This is a genomic window from Candidatus Thiodiazotropha sp. AKAK2 (assembly GCF_058244685.1).
In genome coordinates this window covers 296,997-315,001 of record NZ_JBSYOP010000033.1, presented here as the reverse complement: position 1 = coordinate 315,001, position 18,005 = coordinate 296,997, and the positions used below count along the sequence as shown (strand labels likewise).

The window sequence follows — 18,005 nt, the reverse complement described above, 5'->3', positions numbered from 1 at the left end:
ATAAGTAGATAAAGTAATAAAAAACAATACGATAGAACTTAGGTGGGAATTTAAGATGTGGCTGTCAAAACTGATACAAAAGGTATGATTTATGGTGCATCCCTTAAACGATGAACAGAGTACAGCTCCCGTAGCCTGGATCACCGGGGGTGGTAGCGGTATCGGTAGATCTCTCGCTCACGCTTTGAGTGACATGGATTGGACTGTAGTGATTTCCGGCCGTAATCGGGAGAAGTTGATCAAAACCTTAGAATCCGGAGGTAAACAGCCGATACGGCAGATAGCGCTGGATGTAACCGATGCTCAATCCGTCAGCGGTGCGATTGGCGAGATCGAGCGAGAGTACGGAAGAATAGATTATGCATTTCTGAATGCGGGTGATTACTCACCAATGAGATTGAATGATTTCGACCCACTGCTGTTCCACAGGCTCAACGATGTCAACTATCTCGGTGTGGTCAACTGTCTGGCAGCGCTGTTACCTGGTATGAAAGAACGTGCTCAGGGACAGATTCTGATAACAGCCAGTCTATCCGGATATTGTGGATTGCCTGGTGCTGCGCCCTACAGCGCCACTAAGGCTGCATTGATCAATCTGGCTGAGTCTTTACAGCCGGAGCTGTCACAGTTGGGAATTCGTATCCGCTTGATCAACCCTGGATTTGTGGCTACAGATCTTACGCATAAGAACGATTTCAAAATGCCGTTTTTGATTACCCCGGCAATGGCTGCCAATGAGATTAAAGATCAGCTTATGTCAAACCGTTTTGAAATCCGCTTTCCTGCCACATTTTCATGGATTATGAAAGTACTCAGTTGGATGCCTTACAGAGTCTATTTTGCACTGATGCGGAGATTGCTCAAATGAGTGAGATTGGACAATGGTTGTCTCGATACAGCGATCTTTTTGAAACGCTGGACAAAGCCAAGCTTGAACAGTTTGATCAAGTGTTCAATCATCAGGTTCATTTCAAGGATCCGTTTAATGATGTTACGGGCATCGAATCAGTAAAGCGGGTATTCCGGCATATGTTCAATGTTTGCGACTCCTGTCAGTTTGAAGTCGGTGACCGTTGCGGCAGTGGATATCAGGGTTTTATGCACTGGAAGTTTCACTACACCATGAAGGGTAGCAGTAAGAGCCGTATCATCGTTGGTATCAGTCAGGTTAGATTCAATCCTCTGGGTGAGGTAATTGAACATATCGACTATTGGGATTCAGCTGAATATATCTATGAAAAACTCCCGCTGCTTGGTGGCTTGCTGAGTTGGATTCGTAAGCGCTACCTGCAGGCCGTTTAAACGGGAGGGGGATTGGTACTTATAGTTTGATCAATTCCAACTAGAATTAAAACAGTGCCAACAATAATCCTGAAGACCAGTGGGGCGGCCAATGCACCAATCAAGAGTTTCCATGCTACAGGGTATGCCGATCTTTGGTGGTGTCAGTGAGAGCACCTTGGATCTGTTAATCAACAAGGCTTCCATCATAGAGGTAGAAAAAGAGCAATATTTTTTTCAGGAGGGAGACCTGGATAACTCAATCTATATCCTGGAGCAGGGAAGGGTGGCGGTTTACCGAACCTGGCAGGAGCGGCTCTATATGCTCAGAACCCTGGAAACAGGTGACTGCTTTGGTGAAATGGCCCTGATGGATTGCAAGCCCCGCAGTGCCGCAGTTCAGGCACTGGAGAGTTGTCAGGCGATCCAGATCAAGGCGGCGCAACTGGCAGAACTCTACGGTCTCGATCATGAGCAGTATCTGATGATCTATATGAATCTTGGACGCGAGGTCTGTCGACGGTTAAGTGAGGCGGATCACCGCCTGTTCATAAACCGTTTTTCACTTGATGCGGGTGACCAAGGCCAAGCCGATCAGGCCCAGTGCCATCAACAGTAGAGAGAGTGGCTGGAGCAACTGGTTATTACTCTCGTAACGGAAAAAGGTCATACAACCGTTCTCCATCTGATAGGGGCTTGAACAAGGATTTGTCACTTCGCTTGTGAGCAAAACTGTGTCAGACGCAGTCAGAGAGAGGCTCTCTTCAAGCAGCACCCTGGAGAGTTGAGATGAACCATCTACAGGCAATAAACCAGAATACTCCGCATGAATTGCAGTAGAGCTGATAAAAACAATCAATAGCAGTAATTTTATAAAGCGGTTCATCTGAAACTGCTTGGCAACGCGAAAGATTTTTGATTGGAATGCCCCAGTATCATTGTGCAATTAGAATGCCATTAAAATAATTCTCTTATAATCAATCACCTGAGATTTAAGTGCTTAGATAATACTAACGCTGTGTAAAGTATCCCGACGCTTTCGATCCTCAATGGTTATCAGCTCTGATCGTGAAATGGCCCATGAGAAGCAGTGATTCGTTCACTTTTCGTGATCCCGTGATGAGCAGAATAGATCGCCTTCTATCGATTAATTTGATTTGTGTTAACAGGCCCTAGCGAGAACTGTGGTGATTGGCTTCCAATTCTGACCTATCACTCTCACTTCATGGCAAATCACAAACTGGGATCCTAGATCAAATTACGCAGACCAAGTTTCTCAGGGTGGGGTTGCAGATAGATCTGTCTGGACATGTAGTTGTCCGGGTGTAATCGAAAATAGTGTTTCAGCAGTGTCATTGGCACCACCAATGGGGTTTCCATGCGTCGATAGGCCTCTATACAGGAGACAAGCTCACTCTTGTCATCCGTGTTGATGCGTTTTTTTAAGTAACCCATAATATGTTGCAGCACATTGACATGACGGCTGCGGGTGACCCGACGTTTTAGGGTCTGCATCAAGGCTTCAATGTAGGTGGCAGCGATCTGATCCAGCTCCTCATCGGCAAGATTTGAGAGCAGTCGTCCCAGTCTCTGGTAAGCGGCTTGAGAGTGTGCCATCACCAGATATTTATGGTTGGTGTGAAAATCGATCAGTTTTGCGGCAGATAAGCCCTGCTGTCGAAGTAGTTGCCAGCGATGGTAGACAAAGATGCGGTTGATGAAGTTCTCCCGCAGTACCGGATCGTTGAGTCGGCCCTCTTCTTCTACCGGCAAGTAGGGAAGTTTTTCCATTAAAAGCTTGGCGAAGATCCCGCTGCCTTTACGCTCTGCGTGGGTGCCCTGTTCTGAAAACACCTTAACCCGAGACATGCCGCAGCTCGGGGAGTTCTTTTTCAGAATATAGCCACTCAAATGGTCCAGCCTTTCGGTTTGCTGCAGGGTGTATCTCTGCATCTGCCGGGTAAAATCCTGACTTGGATCCGCGACTCCAACCAGGCGGGGTTTGTCTGGATCACCGATCAGTCTGATCGTCGGGCGGGGTACTCCCAGGCCAATGCCGGTCTCCGGGCAGAGTGGATGATACTCGACATGTTCCTGAAGTATCTCGGCAATAAATCGATCTCGTTTGTGGCCACCGTCATAGCGCACCTGGTGTCCCAACAGACAGGCACTGAGACCGATGATCGGTTTTGTTGTATCAGATTGGTTCATCACTTAGTACCAGCTTTGTTGGAGTGACGCTTGACAATCTCCCAGCGTTTCAGTGCCTCTTTTCTCGAACTCTGCAAGTCGACTATGGGAATTGGATAGGTATTGCCCAGCTTTATCCCCGCCTTGAACAGCTCGCTCGTTTTTGCCGTCCAGGGTGCATACAGACGCTTAGTGGGCAAAGCTGACAATTCCGGCAACCAATGTTTGATGTAGTCACCACTGGGATCGAAGCGTTCTGCCTGTCTTACCGGGTTGAAAATGCGGAAGTAGGGTGCTGCGTCTGCACCACAGCCAGCACTCCATTGCCATCCCAGGCTGTTATTGGCCAGGTCTGCATCAATCAGCGTATCCCAAAACCAACGTGCACCTTCTAACCAGTGTATGCCCATATTTTTACTCAGTAGGGAAGCGACAATCATGCGCACCCGGTTGTGCATCCAGCCGGTTTGCCACAGTTCCCGCATACCCGCATCCACAATGGGTATACCGGTTTGTCCCCGCTGCCATTGTTGAAGCAGGTTTTTGGCTTGCTTGTCTGAGCGCCAAGGGTAGTCAGTAAACCGGGAATCGAAGGGTAATCGGTCTGTGTTGGGGTTGTTTTTCAATAGATCGATGGCAAATTCACGCCAAGCCAATTGGCGGAGATATTGACTGGCTCCGTCATTGTTGGCATGTACCGGTGTACCGCCAAATCGTGCCGTTATGCCGTTGGCTATCTGTACCGGGCTGATCTCGCCGAAATGAAGATGGGCAGATAGACGGGATGTCTCAGATAGGTCAGGCCTGTCCCTGCCGGTATGATAACCACTGACCCTCTTTTGCAGAAATCCATGCAGCTTCTTCAATGCCCCCACTTCACCGGGCTGCCAGTGATCGTCAAACCCTCGATGCCAGGGGGTGCTTGGCAGGAGTTTCAGTCTGTCTATGTCCAGGGAGTCTACCTGATCAGGTTGCGGAGGCAGGGATTTTGGTGCTGGATGGGGAGACCGGTTTAACATGCCCTGTTTCTGCAGCGCCCGCCAGAAGGGTGTAAAGACCCGGTAACTGCCTCCATCGAGTCGTCGGATCGAGTTACCGTCCGACAGCTGTGAGGCGTGAAACTGATGACAGCTGACACCGGCTTTGGTTAGATCGCGGCAGACCCGGGCATCCCGTTCTATCGATGCAGGCTCGGGTATATGGGTGAAAAACAGATGTTGGCATCGATGTTTCATTGCCAACTTGCGTATCACCAGACGGCTCGATCCTTTGGCGATGATCAATCCGGATCCCAGCTTGCGTAGATCCCTATCCAGGGCTATCAGGCTGTTATGCAGCCACCAGTTGGATGCTGCACCAGGACGCCAGGGTTGATCCTCGTCTGGTGCATGGATATAGATCGGCAGTAGATGTTTCGCATCACGGATAGCAGCCAGCAGAGCAGGGTGGTCGGTCAACCTCAGATCCCGTCTGAACCAGAGGATGGACCGGGTCATGATCAGCGACCTATTGTCAATCTGTCATCTATTTGAACCACTGCCGCAGCCAAGTCCACCGCCAGTGGTATTGCGCCCGCTTGTAAAATCTCCGCTTGATGGGTCTGTGTGATGGCACCGCCGACAAATACCGGCTCGTTCACCTTCTGCACCAAAGCAGGCAGGTGACTCTGCAACAGAGCCATCGGTGGTTCCAAGCTGCCGAAAAGGAGCAAGGCTTCACTGTGGGAGCGGTTGATGGTCATTGGCAGAAGTTCCAGACTCAAATCCGGACCCAATAAAACAGGTCTGTATCCCTGGGTCATCGCTTTCAGGCTGAACAGCAGAAGTTCCACTTCACTGTATTCGTTCGGCAGACAGGCCCCCAGCAGTCGTCTGCCCCGGGTTTGAGTGGACTGGTGATGAAAGCGTGCGCCGAGTTTGTTGCGCAGGTAGGTATGAAAGAAGCGGCTTTCCACCTCTGCCAAAGGCTGACTGCTACGCCTTTGGTGCAGCTCGTGGAGCATGGGTTGTAACAGCAGACGGGTTACCAGCTCGATTGGATAGAGAGAGAGCGCCTCATTGTAGTTGCCATCAAGGGCGTTCTCATCGAATTCGGCAATCGCCTGCAGCATCCTGCTGCGATAGGTTTCCCATACATCACTCTCTTCCACCTGGGTTGAATCCACACCTTGCAGGTGGGCGCCATTGCCTGAGAGCCGGTTCTTGACCTGACCAATCGAGATACCCTGATCGATAAAGTCCATGATCCGCCGGATCAGCTGGATATGTTCATCGGTATAGAGACGATGTCCCTTGGGTGTTCTCTCCGGTTTAATCAGACCATAGCGTCTTTCCCAGGCACGCAGCGTTACTGGATTGATGCCGGTCAGCTCGGAGACCTTGCGAATCGGGTAAAAACCGTTTTTATTTGAGGGTTGTTCTTTCATGAACCTGATCGAAAAGTTAAAACTTATACATAGTGTACAATAATATTCAGAAATTTGTACTTTAAGAATTACCCTGTGATTGAGTGGCTTTTATTGCCATTCAGCTCCAGTCAGAGCTCCAGGGCAAGTTCGGTAATAGTGCTGAAAATGGCTGAGTTTTTTTGTGAAATCAATGTGGTAAAGGTGTTAAAAGAGGAAATAATATTTTCATCGATTGATTATTCTGCTTGAGGCAGGGTACCAATTCTGTTTTATTTGCCGACTCAATCGATCAGATTGATATTCACTGTTCGGCTTTATTATCGGGTATCGAAGATCATGCAACCTGCGGCAACACATTATGAAAGACTCGGGGGCGAAAAATCGGTACGTGAACTGGTCGATCGCTTCTATGACCTGATGGATGATCAGGACGAACTGACTGAATTACGCCAGCTGCATGCCAAGAGTCTCAAGGTCTCTCGGGAGAAGTTGTTTATGTTTCTCTCAGGCTGGTTGGGTGGACCATCTCTGTATACTGATAAGTATGGTCATCCAAGGCTCAGAGCGCGTCATCTTCCCTTCAGCATCGGCATCGAAGAGCGGGACCAATGGATGCAGTGTATGCAAACGGCCATGCAGCAGATGTCTCTGGATGAGTCACTGCAGGAGGAGTTGCTTCAGGCTTTTTCTAAAACAGCGGATTTTATGCGTAACCGGGAAGATTGAGTGACAGATCAGGCCATGGATATCCCAATGCTCAGCCATCGCGTTGGTAACTGATGGTCTGTCTCAATTACAAACGCCATGCTGCGTCTCTTCGAATAACCATTCTCAATCGATCATAACCCCTTTTTGGGCATACCAGGCTTTGTCTATACGCCAGCTGACCCGCTCGATATCTTGTCTGCTGAGAACCAGTTCACGCACTTTCCCCTGGATTTTCCCCAGCTGCTGTTGTGCCGCTATTACTGCAGGGTCCTGTTCGCTTTTACGGCTTAGACGGGGAAAAATCATACTGAGAAATTTCACCGCCGGTACAGCACTGGTTCTGGGGGTGGAGAGTATCGCTGTCGTTCCTTTGATCTCCAATGCCTTGAAGGTATAAGGATAGGCTGCAATTTGCTTATCCTGCTTGAGCATCTCATCGATCTCCCCAAGTCTGAAGTCTAGGGTTAACAGCCAGGCCAACAGGCTCACACCTACCAGACTGCCCAATATGCCGGCATAGATCCGGGTGCCGCGATCAAGACTCATGGTGTTGCTCCTGAAAATCGACAGCATATTGAATCCTGCTGGTCAGGCTCAATGACAATCCTCATGGGCCATTACTTATCTCTCCTGGCAATCATCATGGCCCTGGAATTTACAGGCAACAGGAACGGTGGTGAAAAAACTATCGAGATGACCTGGATTGAGCTTTGCAGTTGATTGTCAGGCGCTCGGTAATCCCTACCTCCTACAGGGCAAAATCACCGCTGTATGGTTCTTCACCTTCAACAACAGGCAATGTCAAGCGGTTGCCCCAGTGAGACCATCCGCCATTATAGAGTCGCACATCGGTATATCCGAGGCGTTTGAGTTGCAAATAGGTGAGGCTCATACGAAAGCCGTCGTGACAGTAGACATAAATTGTTTTGTCTTTGGCGATCTCTTTATAGAGTGAGGCAATGGCTTCATCGTCACGCCACTTTTGTGCACTTGTGCCATCCAGACTGACGATGTTGATTGCGCCAGGAATATGTCCGGCGGAGATCGAGTGTTTGACCACCTTCCCGCTATACATGTCCCGTGGTCTGGCATCGAGCAGGACAAAATTCGGATCACGACTCGATACGATATTGTCATAGACATCTGTCCATTCGACAAACAGCTTAGGATTGGCCGCTTTCAGGGTTACGCTACCGGGCTTTGGTTGTGGCGTGGGGTCTGTTGTCATCTCCTCGAAGGCACTCCAATCCACAGTGCCACCATTGAGAATCTTGACCTGTTCAGTATTGAAACCGTAGAGATCGAGCAGGTAGAAGAGGCGTGATGTCAGAGCCGTGTTTGAGTCGTCGTAGAGGAGTAGGGTGGAGTCATCATTAACGCCCCACTGGCGTAAAGTGGACTGGAACTGATCTCTGGATGGAAAACGCATCAATGGATAGCCCTGATTGTCGCCGAGATCCTTGAATCGTTGTACCTGAATCGCACCAGGAATATGCCCCACTGTATGGTAGCGGTGTGGATGATAGCGGACTTCGAGAATGACCAGATTGTCATCGTCGATATGCTCGGATAACCAATCCGAGTCCACCAGAAATTCAGCTTCGGCCAAAACACTGGTTGTGAACAGAAATAACAGAGAGAACAGTAAAGATCGTTTCATCGCATCACTCAAAGGTATTGATTTTATATCGGTTTGTTCAACCCAATTTATTATGATTGTTGATCACAATACTTTAGCTGAAATACCAGTTTATTCAATCACATTGGGTGATCTCGGGATCTATTACCAGACATTAGCGAGATTTTTTAAGGCGAGCGTATCGGTGCAGCCTGGAAATAGATTTTCAGCCGCCGGATTGACCGTATGAGAAGTGGAAGTGGAAAGCGGGATGATGGGCCCGCTATCCGGGCCCATCTGTCGTTACTGACTAGTTGTTTAGATAAGACTGAACCTGCTTCATGGTATGCAGAGAGGGGTTTTTCCGCTCAATGTATCTCGGTAATCCGTTCAATCTGCTTTCAGCCTCCTGACGACTGGCGAAGTTACCGTAAACCAGGGCAAACTGCTTGGATTGGTTAACAGTAACAGGAATGTAGGCAAGCTCATCCTGAAGCTGTTTGCTGTAGCGTTCCGCCAGTTTGTAGAGTTGTTGTTTATCAGTCACAGTCGCGATGTGAATGGTGTAGTTTTCAGCGGGCTGTTGTGCAAGCCACTGGCCGCTGTGGATGACCCCGTCTTTACCGACGGATCTGTTCGGCCGGATGTTGTTGACTCGGCCATCGAGCGTATCAACCTGATCACCAATGTGGGAGATCTGCTGGTTGAGTGTTTCAATCTCCTGCTGCATGATTTTATCATTCTGCAGAGATTTATCGCCAAGCTGGAGCAACAGGTCCTCATTCACCGCCAACTGCTGGCTATTCTCAGTAACACCACTCTGCAGTTGCAGGTTGTGCTGCTGTTCGGCTGACCAGTTTGACTGGTTGTAGAGATAGAAGCCCAACAGAGTGACCAACAACAAGGCAATGGCACTGCCAAGGATACGGAAATGCTTTTTCTCAACCATGATCAGGCTGTAGAGTGCCCTGGCCGTCTGTCCCACACGGTCCTGCAGATCTGATATTTGCTCAGTGTGCTCTGTGGTCTGATCTCTGAGTTCTTCGATGGCAGTGGCAAGTTCGGAGGTTCTGTTGTTCAGAATCGTTGTGGAACGGGTGAGTTCTCGACTCTTGTTTGTCAGTTCTTGTGCTGTAGTATCGAGGTGAGAGATCCGTTTTTCCAAGGCCTGATCCACTTCCTGCATCTTTAACAGGCGGGCCTGACTGGCTTTGATCTCCTCTTCAGCCTTAACCAGATCCTGGCTGATTACATCGGTTTTGTTATCGAGTGCATCATCCCGTTGCTGAGTATCTGTTGCCAGGGTATTGATTTCGTTGAGCAGCTCTCCTTCAAGTTCATGCAACAATTTTGCATTGTCTTTAATACTCTTATTGAGCGCTTTGGTAGTTGATTTGGATTTTTCCGAGAGCTCATCTGTCCGCTCGATCAGCGTCAGGAGACCTTCATTCAATGTCCCCATTCCTGATTCAGTTTTCTCACTGACCTGTGCCAGTTGCTTGGTAACCGATCTGATCTCTCGACTGATTTGGGTCGACTTGCCGGAGAGTGACTTGTAGGCATCATCCAGTTCGCCGAGCTGTTGATAGGCTTCCGACACTTTGCTCGTCAGATCACTGCCTTTTTCACTCAGATCAAGAAGTTTCGATTTCACGCCTTTATTGGCACTGCTCAATTCACTTCTTAGATCATCGAGATCGGCATCTATCCTGCCGATTTTTTGGTTGAGTTCATTGGGAAGTGATGCGGTATTGTTACCGGATTCCAGCGGTATGAGTTTTTTCTGGGAAGTCGTGTCCGGTGAATCGTCAGCCACGTTAGATGATTCAATAGCGTGTTTTGATTTGGACATGGTTTAGCCCTCGAATTGCGATGCGCGTGGGGCGTACTAGCGCATTTTATAAGAATAAGAATCCCCTAAGGCGACAAAATTAGCAAATAGTAATATACAAATATAATTAGTTTTCTTTATAGCTTCCCATTAGACCATAAAAAAAATACTAACATATTGTTAATAAAGGAAATATTATTTTGTAATTTTGAGAGGTCGAAACAGATTGCGGGAGCGTTATCCCCGATTGATTCCTAACATTCGAGAATGAGGCCCAGGATTATGGGTTTGGCTTTTCTTGAAGCCAGGATACTGGTCGACACGCCAGCGCTGTTCCTGGTGATCTTCCGGGTCGACAAATCTGAGTTTTGACCAAGAGGCAATCCCAACAATGAATAACAGTATCAATAGGATCGAGACAGATTTTGGGGTAAACATATCGCGTATTATAAAGGAACCTCTGATAAATACAGGATACAACCTGTGGGTAAATTCCAGTTTCATAAAGTGAGGCTCAGTATCAGCCGTCGGTCATCTCGGCAGGCAGGTTTATATACCTTAAAAAATCTGGCCTATCTGGTGTTTTGGTTGAATCTGCTGTGCATCTCCCGGACAGCTGTTTCATTGAGTGATTTTTCTATACAGACTGATAATTTAAGATCCGATGAATGGTCCGCAGAGGGGATACATCTTAATCTGTATCAGACTGCAGAGGGGCTTGGTTTACAGTTGACTCTCTCTGAGTTCAATCATCAGGCACTGGCTGGATCGATCAAGGGGATTGATTTGCGTTGTGCAGAAGTGCTTCAGGTTAATCACAGTTATTTCTGCCCACAAGGAAGTTTATCGATTGCCGAATCCCCTTATGGTGGTCAACAGGCGAATGTGGAATTGAACTATATCGACTCAGAGCATGTTGAGATCAAACTGGATGGATTGACTGTTGCGCAAGGAGGGGTGAGTTTTGATCTGAAGATGACAAAACCCAACTGGCAGTTGAATCTGAATGGGTCGGAATTGAATGTTGATAAGCTCAGGGCGCTACTCCCAAGGGAAATAGTCCCGCCGTCGTGGGATGTTTCAGCCAGTATATCGATCAAGGCTAAATTATCCGGTTCCACATCGGTACTAAAACAGGCTGATGTCAGTGCTGAAATCAAAAAACTCAATTATGCGGATGAGGAAGGCCTTCAAGTGGCGGAGGAAGGCTCAGGAAAACTGCATATTCAAGCCGAGAAGCGTGATAGGGGATGGGCTGGATCCGCCCGATTGCTGCTCGATCAGGGTCAGTATTACTCTGATCCTTTCTATATTGACCTAACTGATGCTCCCCTTCATCTGAACCTCAAGGGGGATTGGACAACAGCGCTGAACCATCTGCAATTGAAGCAAGCCGATTTACAATGGCTGCCTACTGTCGATTTGAAGGGGAGTGCTCAGATTGACCTGACAGATTTGGCTGTCCAGCACGCAAACATCCAGTTTGGAACCGACCATCTGGATCAGCTCTATCAAACCATCATCCAACCGATGGTGATCGGCAGTATGGCCGATGAGCTGGAGATTACTGGTGGAATACAAGGAGAGATTGAACTTGTCGATGGTGAGGTGGCGCAATTCAGATCTCAGCTTAAGTCGATCGATGTGGACGATTTACGGGGTGTGTTTGCCCTGAATGATCTGCAAGGTTTCTTGGCCTGGTCAAATCGTGAAAACGCACAAATCAGCCAATTCCATGTAAAAACGGGACATCTGTACCAGATTCCCCATGGCCCACTTAGTGTCAATCTGCAAGCTTTGCCGAATGGTATCAGTTTACAGAAACCTCTCGATATCCAACTGCTCGGTGGCCATATCATCATAGATCGACTGGAGGCGAAGAATTTGTTTCACGGTAGCCCCGAATGGGAGACTGGCGCTGAAGTTATCAATCTCTCGTTGCAGGATCTCTCTACAGCTTTCGATTGGCCAAGCCTGAGTGGTGAGCTGAATGGTAAACTGCCCAGGATGCACTATCTTGATGAATCCCTTGATTTTGATGGTGCGTTACAAGTGGATGTGTTTGGCGGTCAGATCAAGGTTGAACAATTGAAAATCAAACAGCCTTTGGGTCGGGTTCCGGAACTTTTTGCGTCAGCTGAGATGACTGGACTGGATCTGGAACAGATAACCCGTACCTTCTCGTTTGGTCATATCGAGGGAGGCCTGGAGGGGTGGATTAACGGGTTACATCTGTTGAGTTGGGAGCCTGTGGCGTTTCAGGCTCAGTTCAACTCGCCAGAGGATGACGATCTGCCACATCGGATCAGTCAACGAGCCGTGGATAATCTTACATCCATTGGGAATGGAATGGGCGGCAGTTTACAGAATACCTTCTTGGGTATTTTCAAAGAGTTTCGCTACAATCGAATAGAGTTGCAAGCCAGTCTTGATGGGGACCTTGCCGAGTTGGGTGGTATCGACCATCCTAACGGGGGCTACTATCTGGTGAAAGGGGCCGGTTTACCAAGAATCGATGTGATAGCGCGCAATCGGCGTGTAGCCTGGAAGACCCTGGTGGAACGTCTGAAAAATATCCGTGTCGAAGGGATGAAGGTGCAGTAACCTGCTTTTTGCCTCAAGCAATCCCTGATTGAGTCACTTTTCGTCGCGCCATCAAATGTCAGAATACAGGAACGCCAGCAGACCAGTTTCGACAGGTACCGGAATGTCTGAATAGTCAGAATAAACTATGTGATGAGGAACTACAGACTTATGATAAAGCGAACAATTATGTTGCGATCTTTTTTTGGCTATGTATTGATCGCATTGAGCCTGGCAGCCTGTGTAACCATCAATATCTATTTTCCAGCCGCAGCGGCTGAAGAGGCCGCCAGGGTAATTGTTCGGGATGTCTTGGGTGATGAAGCCAATCCTGATCAACCTCAGGAGAGCCAACCCGAAACGAAACAGGATGATGACCAATCCTTCTATCAGTTCAACAGCACAAAACTGACATCTGCGGCAGAAGCGATTGTGAATTTTGTCATACCACCTGCTCATGCGGAACAACCCAACATCGATATCTCATCTCCCTCGATCCGCAAGTTGCGTGCTTCCATGTCAAAACGGCAGGCCAGACTGACCGGTTTTTATCGATCCGGTGCTTTGGGTTTTACCAATAAAGGTTTGATTAAAATACGAGATTTGAAAAAGATTCCCTTGAAGGATAGAAACCGGGTGAAGAAGCTGACGGCAGATGAAAACGGGGATCGGAATTCACTCTATGCAGAGATTGCCCGTGCCAATGGTCATCCGGAGTGGGAGCAGAGCATTCGTGATATTTTTGCTCGTGTGTGGATTGAAGAGGCTCCAAAGGGGTATTGGTATCAGAACAGCACGGGGAAGTGGCAGCGAAGTGAGTGATACATTTTGCTTCGCGTTTACAATTAATCAGTGCTGGACCGACCTTTGATCGCTAACCCTATCACCCTAGTGCGATGATTGAGTGCTGGTGTTAACTAGTTGGCTGCTGGATTTTCCATCTCCTGGATGTAGTCACTCGCTTCACGGTTGATTTCATTGGATGGTGGCGCCAGATACATCTCAACGTTTCTCAACAGTTCCAAGGTTTCGAAAGGTTTGGTCATAAACAGATCGGCACCGGCTTCAAGGCATTGCTGCCTTGCTTCATCTGTTGCGTTGGCCGTGAGAATCATGATGGGAATGGCTTGGTTCTGTCCATTTTCATTGCGAATATATTGTATGATATCCACCCCGGTGACTGATGGCATTTGCATGTCGAGTATCGCCAGGTCAAAAGGATTTTGGCGTAACTGACGCAATGCATATTCGCCGGTTTCACACATGGTTACCCTATATCCACTACGTACCAATATTTCTTCAAGCAGATATCTGTTAATGGACGTGTCTTCACCAATCAAAATGTGTTTGTTTTTACCCGCATCCTGATAGGGAATGGTTAATGTACCACCAACATTGATGTAGTTTGACCTGGTCAACATGTAGTGAATTGTATTGCGTAGTGCGTCGGAATCAAAAGGGGTATCGATAACTGCGCCGACAGGATTCTGCCTGATGATTTCGTCTGCCTGATGTGCTTTTGTACGAATGACGATGGTATTACTGCAGATTCCCGGGTCAGAGAGTAACTGCTGATAGAAATCCTGACCACGGTGAAGAAGACAGCTCTCGTCCAGAATAACCAGCAGCGGTTGATACTTTACCGGTTTGTGGTAAAGCACATGAATGATATCCGGTTTCTCGTCAATCAGGCGGTGGGAGATATTCCAATCAAACAAAATCTCTTCCACCAGCTTTGGTATTTCACTGCTTTGAGTGATGGAGATAACCTCACGCTCTTTGAACTGCTCTTGGTCTGAATAGGGCATCACCTCATGCTGAAGTTTGAAAAAGAACCGACTGCCCTTATCAGGCATGCTGTAAAACGCGAGCTCGCCTCCCATCAGCTTGACCAGGTCATAGGCAATGGTCGTTCCCAGGCCGGTTCCACTGACATTTCTGGCATCCGAGTTATCGAGTTGGGAGAAGCGGTTAAAGACCTGTTTCTGCTTGTCCGGAGTGATGCCGATTCCCGTATCCAAGACTTCAAACAGGATACTGACACTGTTCTGTTTTCGCTTCTCCAGACTAATCTGCAGCGCAATCTCACCCTGATCGGTGAATTTCACCGCATTACTCAAGAGATTCATCAGAACCTGACGTAGCCTGGTTTCATCACCGAGTAGATAGAAGGGAACGCTGGGAGAGAGGTCGATACGGAAATCCAGACCTTTTCCCATGGCAGAAGGCCGATAGTGGTTACTGACCTGATTGATCAGGGCATGCAGGTCAAAGGCTTTTCTATCAATGTTCAAAAAACCAGCTTCAATTTTGGAGAAATCCAAAACATCGTTCACTATCGACAAAAGGTGGTTGGAAGCACTGTGAATTGCATTGATATTCTTATGCGTGGTTGCACTATGTTCCTCTCTCAGCATCAGATCGCTCAAGCCAATAATGCCGGTTAATGGCGTTCGTATCTCGTGACTCATGTTGGCCAAAAATCTCGATTTGGCCTCATTGGCTGATTGAGCCTCCAGTTTGGCAGTTGTCAAGTGCTTCAGCAGATAGGATACAAAAACCGGTATTAAGATGTTGGTAATCAGCAAGCTGTAACTCAACAGGGGAGCGGCTGACCAGTAATCGGCAGTCTGGATAGCAAGCAGAAATCCGATATTGGAAAGAATCGTCGCGGCATAGAGGTATCTGAGGCCAAATCGTACACCATAGCCAATGGTTATCAAGAGCATGATGGCAAACAGTGGCGGGCTGTACTCTCCCATAGTCAGCAGACCGTAAAAAACGATCCCATTATCTCCGAGCAGCGTTATGCCTCTGCGCATCGCGGAGGGTTTTGTTTTGATCCGCAAGCTCAGCAGATGGAGTAGGGAGAAGAGTGTATAACCCAGGCCCATGTAGAGGTGGAGTTGAATTACTTTGCCACTCTCCGGGTTGTAGAAATCTACCGCAAACATGTAGGAAGTGAAGAGACTGATAAACAACAGGCGAACAAGCCCCTGGTGAAACTCATGACGGATTATATCGTCTGATCCCGCTTCACGCTGTGGCTTAGGTTGATTCGGGCGATAGGCCTCAGGCTTTTCACTCATTTTCAGTTAGATGCTTTAGTCCGTTATTAGGCTTGGGGTATTCTGTAGATGACTGTATAAAAGTCATGGCAGATCGTCATTATTTCAGTTTAAATTTTAAATTATGCCGCATTCAGAGTATTTTTGTGGAAATGCTCTGTTAACTTAGAAATTTCGTTCGTTATCGAGAGTTTACCCTTATGTTAACTGACCGCGAAGGGAATTAACTTCTTATTGTGAAATCTGATGAACAGATATTGGCTTTTCTGTCATTAGGTTACTCTTTATCAGGGTCTGTAGCATGGTTTTACAGAAACATGGGTTGACTCGGATAAAATCGAGTTGTAGAGACAGAATTTCGGCTCTAAATCAGAACTATCGGGTAACAGGATTAGGTTCGCCCTTGGGCAAGATTCTCACCAGTTTTCCATTTCGTTCATCTGTCAGCAGATAGAGCATACCGTCCGGTCCCTGGCGTACATCTCTTATTCTGCCCAGCTTATTGGACAACAGACGCTCTTCATGAGTGATTTTGTTGTTGTCGATCTCTAATCTCACCAGCTGCTGGAATTTCAAAGAACCAACAAACAGATTACCTTTCCACTGCGGAAACTGTTCACCGGTGTAGAAGGTCATGCCTGACGGGGCGATGGATGGGATCCAGGTGTGCAGCGGCTGTTCCATGCCGGCCTTATGAGTGCCTTCACCAATTTTTGTGCCGATCACATAGTTGACACCATAAGTGATGATCGGCCATCCATAGTTGCGGCCAGCTGCAGGGATGTTGATCTCATCCCCACCCTGGGGTCCATGCTCGTGTGTCCAAAGCGATCCGCTAACAGGGTGCAATGCAGCGCCTTGGATATTTCTATGTCCATAACTGTAGATCTCGGGTTTCGCCTTAGCGTTAACGAGAAATGGATTATCCTTGGGGATACGGCCATCATCATGCAGCCTGATCAGGGATCCTGCATGATCGGCCAGATCTTGTGCTCGTGAGCTGTCCCCCCGATCGCCTAGCGTGATGAACAGAAAACCCTGCTTGTCGAACACCAGCCGGGAGCCGAAGTGCTGGCGGGATTTGGTTTTCCTTGACAATCTAAAAATCACTTCTGACTCTTCTAACGCGTGGTTTTTCAGCTTTCCCCGCATCACGGTGGTGCCGTACCGGTTGCCGGTACGCTCGGCGTAAGATATGTAGATATAGCGATTGCTTTCGAATTCCGGGTGAAGGGTTACATCCAGCAATCCTCCCTGGCCATGGGAACGGATATCAGGGAGTCCCTGAATTGGCATGGGGTCGAGGTTGCCTGCTGCATCCAGGTAACGCAGTTTGCCGTTTTTCTCTGTGATCAGCATGGCACCATCCGGCAGGAACACCATCGCCCAGGGGTGGGATAGTTGGTCTGTCACGATCTCATAGCCAATGGCCTGTTTTTCTGTCTCGATGGGCCTGTTTGCGAAAAGGGGCTGAGCCGTACAAGCGAATAACAGAATAGAGATTGAGCCTACCATTGCAACGTTCATATGATGCACCTTAAATACTTATGAATAATCCTATTTTCATCGGCCCGGGGTATACCAGGATTCAGCAAATCAATCCCGGGTTCTGGTGTAATGGCCTAATATCAGACCTTGCCTTGAGTACCATCGTTGTCGGGTATTAACTTCGAGTCTGCTTATTTGATTTAGTTTAGTGCCTGTTTTTTATTATGTGTGGAGCTGTGCGGATCGATCGTGTGTAAATAGCACCGATTCAATCCAAACATGGGTTTGCCAATCATCTGTTGAGTCGTCGATAGCGCAAAATTGTGGATCCCATGAAATAGATTTAAGATGGTTATACAGTAACCATCAACCATTAGCTTGATAATTCAATGGCATTTTCAGTCAGCGACAAGATAGAAATTCCGCACACTGAGATTCAGTGGAGTGCGATCCATGCCCAGGGATCGGGTGGTCAGAATGTCAATAAAGTCGCCTCTGCAATCCATCTGCGTTTCGATATCAAAGCCTCTTCCCTGCCTCTACGGATAAAGCAGCGTCTGCTGGCCCGCGCCGATAGCCGGATCAATCGCGATGGGGTAGTGGTGATCAAGGCTCAACGTTACCGGGATCAGGAGAAGAACCGTCGGGATGCTCTGCAACGGCTGCACGCTATGATCAGCAGTGCGATGGTTTCGCCAAAAAAACGCTTCAAAACCCGGCCAACAAAGGCGTCAGTACGACGTCGCTTGGATGCTAAAAACAAGCGTGGCAAGCAGAAGGCGTTGCGACGAAAGGTGACGGATTAAGAATCAATCCCTCTCTGCCTTGCTG

General features: G+C 48.1%; 16 protein-coding genes. 7 read left to right on the top strand and 9 right to left on the bottom strand.

Translation table 11 applies throughout. From position 1 onward, the window contains the following. Positions 1 to 91 precede the first annotated feature (91 nt). The 3 genes from AC4IE8_RS16665 to AC4IE8_RS16655 all read left to right on the top strand — a co-directional run bounded on the left by AC4IE8_RS16665 (position 92) and on the right by AC4IE8_RS16655 (position 1,900). Positions 92 to 868: an SDR family NAD(P)-dependent oxidoreductase gene (locus AC4IE8_RS16665; protein ID WP_490791495.1), complete on the top strand. Its 777-nt coding sequence runs from the start codon at positions 92 to 94 to the stop codon at positions 866 to 868. Further along, complete coding sequence (locus tag AC4IE8_RS16660) at positions 865 to 1,302, top strand: nuclear transport factor 2 family protein (RefSeq protein ID WP_069005130.1); 438 nt, start codon at positions 865 to 867, stop codon at positions 1,300 to 1,302. Before AC4IE8_RS16665 ends, AC4IE8_RS16660 begins: the two co-directional genes overlap by 4 nt. 91 nt (positions 1,303 to 1,393) lie before the next feature. Continuing rightward, positions 1,394 to 1,900, top strand: a complete 507-nt coding sequence (locus AC4IE8_RS16655) for a Crp/Fnr family transcriptional regulator (protein WP_069005131.1) — start codon at positions 1,394 to 1,396, stop codon at positions 1,898 to 1,900. On the opposite strand, the gene AC4IE8_RS16650 is transcribed toward AC4IE8_RS16655, so the two are convergent. The 4 genes from AC4IE8_RS16650 to AC4IE8_RS16635 all read right to left on the bottom strand — a co-directional run bounded on the left by AC4IE8_RS16650 (position 1,844) and on the right by AC4IE8_RS16635 (position 5,896). Beyond that, positions 1,844 to 2,167 (bottom strand): hypothetical protein, encoded by a 324-nt coding sequence (locus AC4IE8_RS16650; RefSeq protein WP_490791494.1) that lies wholly within the window; start codon positions 2,165 to 2,167, stop codon positions 1,844 to 1,846. The genes AC4IE8_RS16655 and AC4IE8_RS16650 overlap by 57 nt on opposite strands. 362 nt (positions 2,168 to 2,529) lie before the next feature. Further along, complete coding sequence (locus AC4IE8_RS16645; protein ID WP_068995486.1) at positions 2,530 to 3,492, bottom strand: YbgA family protein; 963 nt, start codon at positions 3,490 to 3,492, stop codon at positions 2,530 to 2,532. Next, positions 3,492 to 4,967: a cryptochrome/photolyase family protein gene (locus tag AC4IE8_RS16640; protein ID WP_068995487.1), complete on the bottom strand. Its 1,476-nt coding sequence runs from the start codon at positions 4,965 to 4,967 to the stop codon at positions 3,492 to 3,494. The genes AC4IE8_RS16645 and AC4IE8_RS16640 overlap by 1 nt, the downstream gene beginning before the upstream one ends. 2 nt (positions 4,968 to 4,969) lie before the next feature. Beyond that, positions 4,970 to 5,896, bottom strand: a complete 927-nt coding sequence (locus AC4IE8_RS16635; RefSeq protein WP_068995488.1) for a MerR family transcriptional regulator — start codon at positions 5,894 to 5,896, stop codon at positions 4,970 to 4,972. Between the two features lie 318 nt (positions 5,897 to 6,214). Between AC4IE8_RS16635 and AC4IE8_RS16630 the strand changes: the two genes are divergently transcribed. Beyond that, positions 6,215 to 6,604 carry a group II truncated hemoglobin gene (locus tag AC4IE8_RS16630; RefSeq protein WP_068995489.1) on the top strand — a complete coding sequence of 130 codons (390 nt, stop codon included), beginning with the start codon at positions 6,215 to 6,217 and terminating at the stop codon, positions 6,602 to 6,604. A gap of 105 nt (positions 6,605 to 6,709) precedes the next feature. Here the strand turns inward: AC4IE8_RS16630 and AC4IE8_RS16625 are convergent, their stop codons facing one another. The 3 genes from AC4IE8_RS16625 to AC4IE8_RS16615 form a co-directional block, all read right to left on the bottom strand. Further along, on the bottom strand, positions 6,710 to 7,132 hold the full coding sequence (locus AC4IE8_RS16625; RefSeq protein WP_068995632.1) for a hypothetical protein: 423 nt from the start codon (positions 7,130 to 7,132) through the stop codon (positions 6,710 to 6,712). A 202-nt stretch (positions 7,133 to 7,334) separates the two neighbouring features. Continuing rightward, the gene (locus AC4IE8_RS16620) at positions 7,335 to 8,246 is read right to left on the bottom strand and encodes a sulfurtransferase (protein WP_068995490.1); all 912 of its coding nucleotides are present in this window, start codon (positions 8,244 to 8,246) and stop codon (positions 7,335 to 7,337) included. A gap of 268 nt (positions 8,247 to 8,514) precedes the next feature. Continuing rightward, complete coding sequence (locus tag AC4IE8_RS16615) at positions 8,515 to 10,056, bottom strand: SPOR domain-containing protein (protein ID WP_068995491.1); 1,542 nt, start codon at positions 10,054 to 10,056, stop codon at positions 8,515 to 8,517. Between the two features lie 603 nt (positions 10,057 to 10,659). On the opposite strand from AC4IE8_RS16615, the gene AC4IE8_RS16610 reads away from it, so the two are divergent. Then, complete coding sequence (locus tag AC4IE8_RS16610; protein WP_490791493.1) at positions 10,660 to 12,639, top strand: hypothetical protein; 1,980 nt, start codon at positions 10,660 to 10,662, stop codon at positions 12,637 to 12,639. 168 nt (positions 12,640 to 12,807) lie between these two features. After that, entirely contained in the window at positions 12,808 to 13,440 is a 633-nt protein-coding gene (locus tag AC4IE8_RS16605) for a YdbL family probable chaperone protein (protein WP_068995493.1), read from the top strand. 95 nt (positions 13,441 to 13,535) lie between these two features. On the opposite strand, the gene AC4IE8_RS16600 is transcribed toward AC4IE8_RS16605, so the two are convergent. Continuing rightward, positions 13,536 to 15,707: an ATP-binding protein gene (locus tag AC4IE8_RS16600; RefSeq protein WP_068995494.1), complete on the bottom strand. Its 2,172-nt coding sequence runs from the start codon at positions 15,705 to 15,707 to the stop codon at positions 13,536 to 13,538. A gap of 354 nt (positions 15,708 to 16,061) precedes the next feature. Further along, complete coding sequence (locus AC4IE8_RS16595) at positions 16,062 to 17,213, bottom strand: PQQ-dependent sugar dehydrogenase (RefSeq protein ID WP_490791492.1); 1,152 nt, start codon at positions 17,211 to 17,213, stop codon at positions 16,062 to 16,064. A gap of 350 nt (positions 17,214 to 17,563) precedes the next feature. Here AC4IE8_RS16595 and arfB point away from each other — a divergent pair, with 350 nt between their 5' ends. Next, positions 17,564 to 17,980: an alternative ribosome rescue aminoacyl-tRNA hydrolase ArfB gene (arfB, locus tag AC4IE8_RS16590; RefSeq protein WP_068995495.1), complete on the top strand. Its 417-nt coding sequence runs from the start codon at positions 17,564 to 17,566 to the stop codon at positions 17,978 to 17,980. The last annotated feature ends 25 nt before the right edge of the window (positions 17,981 to 18,005 follow it).

Bases quoted from the DNA above. Each gene is read 5' to 3' on its own strand.
- AC4IE8_RS16665 (WP_490791495.1), top strand. From the start codon at position 92: ATGGTGCATCCCTTAAACGATGAACAGAGTACAGCTCCCGTAGCCTGG.
- AC4IE8_RS16660 (WP_069005130.1), top strand. From the start codon at position 865: ATGAGTGAGATTGGACAATGGTTGTCTCGATACAGCGATCTTTTTGAA.
- AC4IE8_RS16655 (WP_069005131.1), top strand. From the start codon at position 1,394: ATGCACCAATCAAGAGTTTCCATGCTACAGGGTATGCCGATCTTTGGT.
- AC4IE8_RS16650 (WP_490791494.1), bottom strand. From the start codon at position 2,167: ATGAACCGCTTTATAAAATTACTGCTATTGATTGTTTTTATCAGCTCT.
- AC4IE8_RS16645 (WP_068995486.1), bottom strand. From the start codon at position 3,492: ATGAACCAATCTGATACAACAAAACCGATCATCGGTCTCAGTGCCTGT.
- AC4IE8_RS16640 (WP_068995487.1), bottom strand. From the start codon at position 4,967: ATGACCCGGTCCATCCTCTGGTTCAGACGGGATCTGAGGTTGACCGAC.
- AC4IE8_RS16635 (WP_068995488.1), bottom strand. From the start codon at position 5,896: ATGAAAGAACAACCCTCAAATAAAAACGGTTTTTACCCGATTCGCAAG.
- AC4IE8_RS16630 (WP_068995489.1), top strand. From the start codon at position 6,215: ATGCAACCTGCGGCAACACATTATGAAAGACTCGGGGGCGAAAAATCG.
- AC4IE8_RS16625 (WP_068995632.1), bottom strand. From the start codon at position 7,132: ATGAGTCTTGATCGCGGCACCCGGATCTATGCCGGCATATTGGGCAGT.
- AC4IE8_RS16620 (WP_068995490.1), bottom strand. From the start codon at position 8,246: ATGAAACGATCTTTACTGTTCTCTCTGTTATTTCTGTTCACAACCAGT.
- AC4IE8_RS16615 (WP_068995491.1), bottom strand. From the start codon at position 10,056: ATGTCCAAATCAAAACACGCTATTGAATCATCTAACGTGGCTGACGAT.
- AC4IE8_RS16605 (WP_068995493.1), top strand. From the start codon at position 12,808: ATGTTGCGATCTTTTTTTGGCTATGTATTGATCGCATTGAGCCTGGCA.
- AC4IE8_RS16600 (WP_068995494.1), bottom strand. From the start codon at position 15,707: ATGAGTGAAAAGCCTGAGGCCTATCGCCCGAATCAACCTAAGCCACAG.
- AC4IE8_RS16595 (WP_490791492.1), bottom strand. From the start codon at position 17,213: ATGAACGTTGCAATGGTAGGCTCAATCTCTATTCTGTTATTCGCTTGT.
- arfB (WP_068995495.1), top strand. From the start codon at position 17,564: ATGGCATTTTCAGTCAGCGACAAGATAGAAATTCCGCACACTGAGATT.